This window comes from Streptomyces sp. NPDC052101, assembly GCF_040680235.1.
Taxonomy (GTDB): domain Bacteria; phylum Actinomycetota; class Actinomycetes; order Streptomycetales; family Streptomycetaceae; genus Streptomyces.
Genome location: NZ_JBFAWH010000135.1, coordinates 1 through 1,313 on the forward strand (window position 1 = coordinate 1; position 1,313 = coordinate 1,313).

General features: G+C 70.4%; 1 protein-coding gene. It reads right to left on the reverse strand.

Translation table 11 applies throughout. The annotated features are described in order from the left end of the window. Positions 1-1,313 (reverse strand): beta-ketoacyl synthase N-terminal-like domain-containing protein (locus AB0L75_RS44275; RefSeq protein ID WP_365191951.1); only part of this gene is annotated, 1,313 nt, incomplete at both ends.

Consider the following 1,313-nt stretch of genomic DNA (forward strand, 5'->3'; position numbering starts at 1 on the left):
GCACCATCCTGATTCACCGCCGAACCCCGCACCACCGCAAGGACCCTGTGCCCATGGCGCTGCGCATCCGACAACCGCTCCACCAGCAACACACCCGCGCCTTCGGAGACGCCCATGCCGTCTGCCGTATCGGCGAACGCCTTGCACCGCCCGTCCCGTGCCAGTCCTCGCTGGCGGGTGAACTCGGTGAAGGTCGACGGCGTCGCCATGACGGTGACTCCGCCGGCGAGGGCGAAGTCGCACTCACCGCGCTGCAGGGCACTCACGGCCATGTCCAGGGCGACCAGCGAGGAGGAGCACGCCGTGTCCACCGTCACTGCCGGGCCCTCGAAGCCGAACGAGTACGCCACCCGGCCGGTCGCCACGCTTCCCGCGTTGCCGTTGCTGAGGAATCCGGCCACGTCCTCGGGCACCGTCCGCAGGCGTGCCGCGTAGTCGTGGTACATCAGGCCGGAGAAGACACCGGTCCTGCTGCCGCGCATGCTCTTCGCGTCGATACCCGCGCGCTCGAACACCTCCCAGGACAGCTCCAGCAGCACCCGGTGCTGGGGGTCCATCGCGACGGCCTCGCGGGGGGCCACGCCGAAGAACGCGGCGTCGAAGTCGGCGGCGCCGTCCAGGAAGCCGCCCTTGTCGACCATGGAGCTGCCGACTCGCTCAGCGGCGGGGTCGAACAGCGTGTCGAGGTCCCAGCCCCGGTCCGCGGGGAAGTCGCCCAGGGTCTCGCGGCCCGCTTCGAGCAGCTTCCACAGCTCCTCCGGCGAGGCGACTCCTCCCGGGAACCGGCAGCTCATGCCGATGATCGCGATCGGCTCGTCCGTCGAGGTGGCACCTGCCACCTCGACGGGTGCATCGATCGAGCCGGTCAAAACCGAGTGAAGGTGGGAGCCCAGCACGTCCGGATTCGGGTAGTCGAACACCAGGGTCGCGGGCAGCCTGACACCGGTGACCTCGTCGAGGCGATTGCGCAGTTCGACCGCGGTCAGTGAGTCGAAGCCGAGGTCCTTGAAGGCCCGGTCCTCGGCGACTGCCTCGGCGCCGGTGTGGCCGAGCACGGCGGCGGCCTGCGCCCGTACCAGGTCGACCACCATGGCGGCACGCTTGTCGACCGGCGTGGTCTCAAAATGCTCACGCCAGTCCTTGCCGTTCGCACCGGTACTCGTCGTGCGGCGGTTGGGGGTGCGGACCAGGGCGCGGAAGAGGGCGGGCACGGGAGCGCTGCCGTCGGAGCGGCGCGGCAGGTCCAGACGGATGGGCAGGCTGTGCGCCAGACCGACGGCGAGGGCATGGTCGAAGAGCGCCAGACCCTGCGC